A 5143-nucleotide genomic window follows, 5' to 3' on the forward strand; every position below is an offset into this window, starting at 1 on the left:
ATTAAGCGTTTTTGGACCATTGTCCAGTTCACCTATGTTTTTGCGATGTACCTTAGAAAGGCTGCCTTTAACCTAGCCATTCAGTGCATAAGAAAACAAAAAATCGGCAGTATCATTGAGTTTGTGTATCGTGAAACCACAAATGGAACGTCACTTGAGCAAATTAAAAATGAGCTCCAAGTGGCATAGGGTACCTATCATTTCTAATCGAATGGAAATATTTGTATCGGAAAATGCTCATTATCAGTTAAAAGAAACAAAGCGTGATAAACTAGTAAAAACAATCTATTCTGCATCTTTGAAGGAGATAGAGAAAATCGTGTTTTTTTGTTATGATATGAGTGCGTTAATACTTTAACAGTAAGGGAAGGAAAGTCATTGACATTTGAGATGAAACAAGAGCTTGAGCGTGTGATTTTAGTGGGGTGTCAGCTTCACGATGATGATGAGCGCTTTGAGTATTCGATGGATGAACTAGCATCATTAACTGAAACAGCACAGGGTGAGGTTCTAGTACGCTTGTCTCAAAAGCGCGACCGTATACATCCAGCTACATATATCGGAAAAGGAAAAGTGGAAGAGCTCGTTGCGCTTGAAGAAGAGCTAGAGCCAGATTTAATTGTGTTTAACGATGAGCTTTCACCGAGTCAAATTCGTAATTTATCCAGTCAGCTAGAAGCTCGAATCATTGACCGAACACAGCTGATTTTAGATATTTTTGCGCAGCGTGCGCAAACAAAAGAAGGAAAGCTGCAGGTTGAGCTTGCGCAGCTAAACTACTTACTTCCTCGCCTAGTTGGACAGGGAACAGCACTTTCTCGCTTAGGAGGAGGAATTGGTACAAGAGGTCCAGGTGAAACGAAGCTTGAAAGCGATCGACGTCATATTCGTCGTAAAATCGATGAAATTAAGCGTCAGTTAAAAACAGTCGTCAGTCACAGGGAGCGCTACCGAGAGAGAAGAAAGCGTAACCACGTATATCAAATCGCTATAGTAGGATACACAAACGCCGGTAAGTCAACGCTTTTCAATCGTTTAACAGAAGCGGGCATTTATGAAGAAAATCAGCTGTTTGCAACCCTTGATCCAACGACGAGACAGTATACGATGCCGTCCGGCTTAACTGCTCTTTTAACAGATACGGTTGGGTTCATTCAAGATTTGCCAACAACGCTTGTTGCTGCGTTTCGTTCCACATTAGAAGAAGTGACAGAAGCTGATTTCATTTTACACGTGGTCGACTCTGGTAATCCAGACTATCACAACCATGAGCAAACTGTTCACAAGCTATTAGCGGAATTAGATGTAGAAGATATTCCGATGTTAACCGTTTATAATAAGCGAGATGTGAAGCATGAATTATTTGTGCCGACCACACCTGCTTCTGTTTTAATCAGCGCTTTTAATAAGGAAGATCTCGCTTTGCTGGGAACAAAGATCCAGGATGAAATGAAGAAAGAGATGGAGTACTTTCATCTATTTATTCCTTCGGATGAGGGCAAGCTGTTGGCGGAGTTAAAAACCGTTGCGCTGGTTGACTCCCTAAAGTTTAATGAGGAAAAAGAAAAGTACGAGTGCCGAGGCTATATTGCAAAAGAGCACCCAATTTATAAGCAGCTAAGAATGATAGAAGAAAGTTGAGGAAGATAGAAAATGATGTTTGATCAGTTAGCAAACGGAGAGAGAATTAAAAGGTTAGCAAAGGAAGTGGAGCAGCAAATTAAGCCGATTCATGAACGAATTGATGAAGTGATTGAAGCAAATCAGTTTCGCGTGCTGCAAAGCTTTCAACAAAACCAGGTGAGTGATTCACATTTCATTCCCTCCACGGGCTATGGTTATGATGATTTAGGAAGAGATACGCTTGAAAAGGTATATGCTGATGTATTTGGAACGGAAGCGTGCCTTGTACGTCCCCAAATTATTTCAGGTACGCATGCAATAGGCATTTCGCTATTCGGTGTGTTGCGACCTGGTGACGACCTTTTATACATTACCGGTAAGCCATACGATACGCTTGAAGAAATCGTTGGAATTAGAGGGTCTGGCGTTGGTTCACTGAAAGAGTATAACATTGGATATAAAGCCGTAGATTTAACAAAAGAAGGGCGAGTAGACCTTGAAGAAGTGAAAGCGGCCATTACGGATACAACGAAAATGATTGGTATTCAGCGTTCAAAAGGTTATGGAATTCGTCCTTCGTTTACGGTCAGCCAAATTAAAGAAATGATTGCTTTTGTGAAAAGCATCAAGCCAGACGTTATCGTATTTGTAGATAACTGTTACGGAGAATTTGTAGAGACAATAGAGCCATCTCATGTTGGAGCTGATTTAATTGCAGGCTCTCTCATTAAAAATCCAGGCGGTGGGTTAGCGAAAATCGGTGGCTATATTGCTGGACGTAAAGAGTTGGTTGAAGCATGCTCTTACCGCATGACAACGCCAGGTATTGGAGCAGAAGCTGGTGCAACGCTGTACAGCCTACAGGAAATGTATCAAGGTTTCTTTTTAGCTCCGCACGTTGTAGGGCAGGCTTTAAAGGGGGCTGTATTTTCTTCGGCCATGTTTGAAAAACTTGGGATGCAGTCAGAACCAAAGTGGGACGCTGAGCGAACAGACTTAATTCAGTCCGTTCAGTTTGATGATCGGGATAAGATGGTGGCGTTTTGCCAAGCAATTCAATACGCGTCGCCAATTAATTCGCACGTGACGGCATACCCAGCTTATATGCCAGGATATGAAGACGATGTAATCATGGCAGCCGGTACGTTTGTTCAAGGGGCTAGCTTAGAGCTAACGGCAGATGGTCCAATCCGTCCACCGTATGTTGCTTATGTACAAGGTGGTTTAACGTATGCTCACGTTAAAGTAGCTATCTGCACAGCAATTGATTCAATGATTTTGAAAAAGTTAATTTAAGTATAATCTTGCTCAGCAAGAGAAAAAGATGAGCTATCGTGTATAAAAACAAATTAAAAATAAACTAAAATCGCTATTTTATTGTATTCGTGAAATATTCTAAAAATTTTTATGTGAGAATTGCTCACATATGGTTGACAGATAAACTAACATGGCATACAATGAAACTAGTTAATCAAAGGAGGAACTGAGATGAGTGACAACATACGAAGAAATACGCCGCTTTTCCCAATTGGAATTGTGATGCAGTTAACTGAGTTGTCGGCTCGCCAAATTCGCTACTATGAGGAACATGAATTAGTTACACCTGTACGATCTGAAGGTAATCGTCGATTATTCTCGTTTAACGATGTTGATAAATTACTAGAAATTCGTGACTTAATTGAACAAGGTGTAAACTTAGCTGGTGTTAAGCAGCTATTTCAAGTTCAGAAAGCGCAAGAAGGGCATAAAAAAGAGACAAAACCAGAAGATGAAAAGGTTGTAGCAGAAGCAAGCAAATCTGAGCTATCAGATGAAGAGTTACGCAAGATGCTTCGCGCTGAGTTAATGCAAGCAGGACGCTTTAACAAAGCAACGCTCAATCAAGGAGATATGTCTCGGTTCTTTCATTAAAAATTGTAAGTATTTATATGCTTCGTTAACAGGAAGTATATAAACTATAAATATTTTTTAGATTTAGGGGAGGATCACACGATGGCAAAGTACACAAAAGAAGATATTTTCAAAAAGGTTCAGGAAGAGAATGTAAAATACATTCGCCTTCAGTTCACTGACATTTTAGGAACAATCAAAAACGTTGAAATTCCAGTAAGTCAATTAGAAAAAGCGTTAGACAACAAGATGATGTTTGACGGTTCTTCAATCGAAGGTTTCGTACGTATCGAAGAATCTGATATGTACTTATATCCAGATCCAGACACGTTTGTTGTATTCCCTTGGACGTCTGAAAAAGGTAAAGTTGCACGTTTCATTTGTGACATCTACAATCCAGACGGAACTCCATTTGATGGAGACCCACGTAACAACTTAAAGCGTATATTAAAAGAAATGGAAGACTTAGGATTCAGTGATTTTAACCTTGGGCCTGAGCCAGAATTCTTCTTATTCAAGCTAGATGAAAAAGGAGAGCCAACGTTAGAATTAAACGATAAAGGTGGCTACTTCGACCTAGCACCAACTGACCTTGGTGAAAACTGCCGTCGTGACATCGTATTAGAGCTTGAAGAAATGGGCTTTGAAATTGAAGCATCTCACCATGAGGTAGCTCCTGGTCAACATGAGATTGACTTCAAATATGCTGGCGCATTAAGAGCTTGCGATGACATCCAAACATTTAAACTAGTAGTTAAAACAATTGCTCGTAAGCACGGCTTACACGCAACATTCATGCCAAAACCATTGTTCGGTGTGAACGGTTCAGGTATGCACTGCAACCTTTCACTATTCAAAGATGGCCAAAATGCATTCTATGATGCAAACGGAAACTTAGAGTTAAGTGATACAGCTCGTCAATTCATCGCTGGTATCATTAAGCACGCTCACAGCTTCACTGCTGTAACAAACCCAACAGTAAACTCTTACAAGCGTTTAGTACCTGGTTACGAAGCTCCTTGTTACGTTGCATGGTCTGCACGCAACCGTAGCCCATTAATTCGTATCCCAGCTTCTCGCGGAGTAGGAACTCGTGTTGAGGTACGTAGCGTAGACCCAGCTGCTAACCCATACCTAGCGATGGCTGTATTACTAAAAGCTGGTTTAGACGGAATCAAGAACAATCTTGAAGCTCCAAAACCAATTGACCGCAACATCTATGTAATGACTAAAGAAGAGCGCGTAAAAGAAGGTATCGTAGATTTACCTGCTACGCTAGCTCAAGCTTTAGATAGCTTCCAAGCTAACGAAATCATGGTTTCTGCATTAGGTGAGCACTTAGCTGAACACTTCATCGAAGCTAAGGAAATTGAGTGGGATATGTTCCGCACACAAGTTCATCCATGGGAACGCGATCAATACATGAGCCAATATTAATTGGTGGAAAGCCTGATATGACTGCATTTGTAGTCATTCAGGCTTTTTTTATTGTGGACGTATTTCTTTAGGATTTTACAGCTTGACCACATTTTGACCACATTATTTTTTTTCGGTAGAAATATGGTCATAGTTCATGTATTCTGAATAGCTTGCTATGCTGCGTTTTTCAAGCGTATTTGAAATGTGAGTG

Annotated in this window: 4 protein-coding genes and 1 pseudogene; all 5 read left to right on the top strand. The window is 40.6% G+C overall.

Annotated features, from left to right (window positions below; genetic code table 11):
* Positions 1-189: pseudogene (locus A2U94_RS21700) on the top strand (IS701-like element ISPlan1 family transposase); the annotation flags it as partial.
* A 201-nt stretch (positions 190-390) separates the two neighbouring features.
* A complete protein-coding gene (hflX, locus tag A2U94_RS19600) occupies positions 391-1641 on the top strand; it encodes a GTPase HflX (protein ID WP_051567071.1) in 1251 nt (416 codons plus the stop codon).
* Positions 1642-1656: 15 nt separating this feature from the next.
* Positions 1657-2919: a methionine gamma-lyase family protein gene (locus A2U94_RS19605; RefSeq protein ID WP_025908617.1), complete on the top strand. Its 1263-nt coding sequence runs from the start codon at positions 1657-1659 to the stop codon at positions 2917-2919.
* 192 nt (positions 2920-3111) lie between these two features.
* Positions 3112-3534: a MerR family transcriptional regulator gene (locus A2U94_RS19610; RefSeq protein WP_025908618.1), complete on the top strand. Its 423-nt coding sequence runs from the start codon at positions 3112-3114 to the stop codon at positions 3532-3534.
* 81 nt (positions 3535-3615) lie between these two features.
* A complete protein-coding gene (gene glnA / locus A2U94_RS19615) occupies positions 3616-4950 on the top strand; it encodes a type I glutamate--ammonia ligase (protein ID WP_025908619.1) in 1335 nt (444 codons plus the stop codon).
* Positions 4951-5143: the final 193 nt, after the last annotated feature.

The organism is Bacillus sp. VT 712 (assembly GCF_001614195.1).
Taxonomy (GTDB): domain Bacteria; phylum Bacillota; class Bacilli; order Bacillales; family Bacillaceae_H; genus Priestia; species Priestia flexa.

Coding starts and splice junctions, on each gene's coding strand:
- hflX (WP_051567071.1), top strand. CDS start 391: ATGAAACAAGAGCTTGAGCGTGTGATTTTAGTGGGGTGTCAGCTTCAC.
- glnA (WP_025908619.1), top strand. CDS start 3,616: ATGGCAAAGTACACAAAAGAAGATATTTTCAAAAAGGTTCAGGAAGAG.
- A2U94_RS19605 (WP_025908617.1), top strand. CDS start 1,657: ATGTTTGATCAGTTAGCAAACGGAGAGAGAATTAAAAGGTTAGCAAAG.
- A2U94_RS19610 (WP_025908618.1), top strand. CDS start 3,112: ATGAGTGACAACATACGAAGAAATACGCCGCTTTTCCCAATTGGAATT.